A 1,029-nucleotide genomic window follows, 5' to 3' on the forward strand; every position below is an offset into this window, starting at 1 on the left:
CCTCTCTCCCCCCCCCCCCCCCCCCCCCCCCCCCCCCCCCCCCCCCCCCCCCTCCCACGCAGTTCGAATTGGCCGATTATTCGGCGATCAACCAGTCCATGCGGTAGCTGCCTGCGGTCTGCGCCAGCTCTTTGGCCAGCCACGGCAGCAGCTCCTTGAGCTCGTCCTCCAGCCCCCACGGCGGGTTGGCGATGGCCAGGCCCGAGCCGTTCAGGCCCTGCGGGCTGTCCTGGTGATGTACGTACAGCTCCACCCGCAGCAGCTTGGGCGCGCCGGTGCTGGTCAGGTCCTGGTAGAAGCGGGTCAGCGAGCGCTGGTCCTTGATCGGGTACCAGATCGCCGCGACGGTCTGGCGCATGCGGCCGATCGCCTCTTTCATCGCCACGGTGCAGCGCTTGAGCTCGTCGGCCTGCTCGAACGGCGGGTCGATCAGCATGATCGCGCGCTTTTCCTGCACCGGCAGCAGGGCCCGCGGGATGTGCCAGCCCTCGCCCAGATGCACGGTGACGCGCGGGTCCTTCTTCATGTTCTCTTTGAGCAGCACGCCGTCTTCAGGGTGCTTTTCGTTCAGCTGCGCGCGGTCCTGCTCGCGCATCAGGCGACGGGCCAGCTCAGGCGAGCCCGGGTAGTAGCGCAGCTCGCCGTTCTTGTTCAGGCGCTTGATGACGCCCAGGTAGTCGGCGGTGACGGCCGGCAGGTCATCGCGATTCCACAAACGGGCGACGCCTTCGAGGTATTCACCGGTACGGCTCGCCTGATCGCCCTGCAGGTCGTACAGACCAAGGCCGGCGTGGGTGTCGATATAGGCGAACGGCTGCTCCTTGCGCGACATCAGGGCGATGAGGCGGGTGAGCACGATGTGCTTGAGGACGTCGGCGTGGTTGCCGGCGTGGAAGGCGTGACGATAGTTCATGAGGACTCCTGCGGGGGCGCCAAGTTTACCTTGCCTTGACGGCCGCAAAAAGCATCGCGGGGGGAGAAGCCCCCCCCAACCCCTCACGGGAAGGGCCTGGGGTGGGAGTGGCTTCG

The 1,029-nt window shown here is 67.3% G+C and carries 1 protein-coding gene; it reads right to left on the reverse strand.

All coding sequences use genetic code 11. The annotated features are described in order from the left end of the window. Positions 1 to 76: 76 nt before the first annotated feature. Positions 77 to 913 carry a 23S rRNA (adenine(2030)-N(6))-methyltransferase RlmJ gene (locus ACO6VM_RS25400; RefSeq protein ID WP_125465792.1) on the reverse strand — a complete coding sequence of 279 codons (837 nt, stop codon included), beginning with the start codon at positions 911 to 913 and terminating at the stop codon, positions 77 to 79. Between the last annotated feature and the right edge of the window lie 116 nt (positions 914 to 1,029).

It is taken from the genome of Pseudomonas sp. GZD-209 (genome assembly GCF_049310485.1).
GTDB lineage: Bacteria > Pseudomonadota > Gammaproteobacteria > Pseudomonadales > Pseudomonadaceae > Aquipseudomonas > Aquipseudomonas sichuanensis.

Bases quoted from the DNA above. Each gene is read 5' to 3' on its own strand.
- ACO6VM_RS25400 (WP_125465792.1), bottom strand. From the start codon at position 913: ATGAACTATCGTCACGCCTTCCACGCCGGCAACCACGCCGACGTCCTC.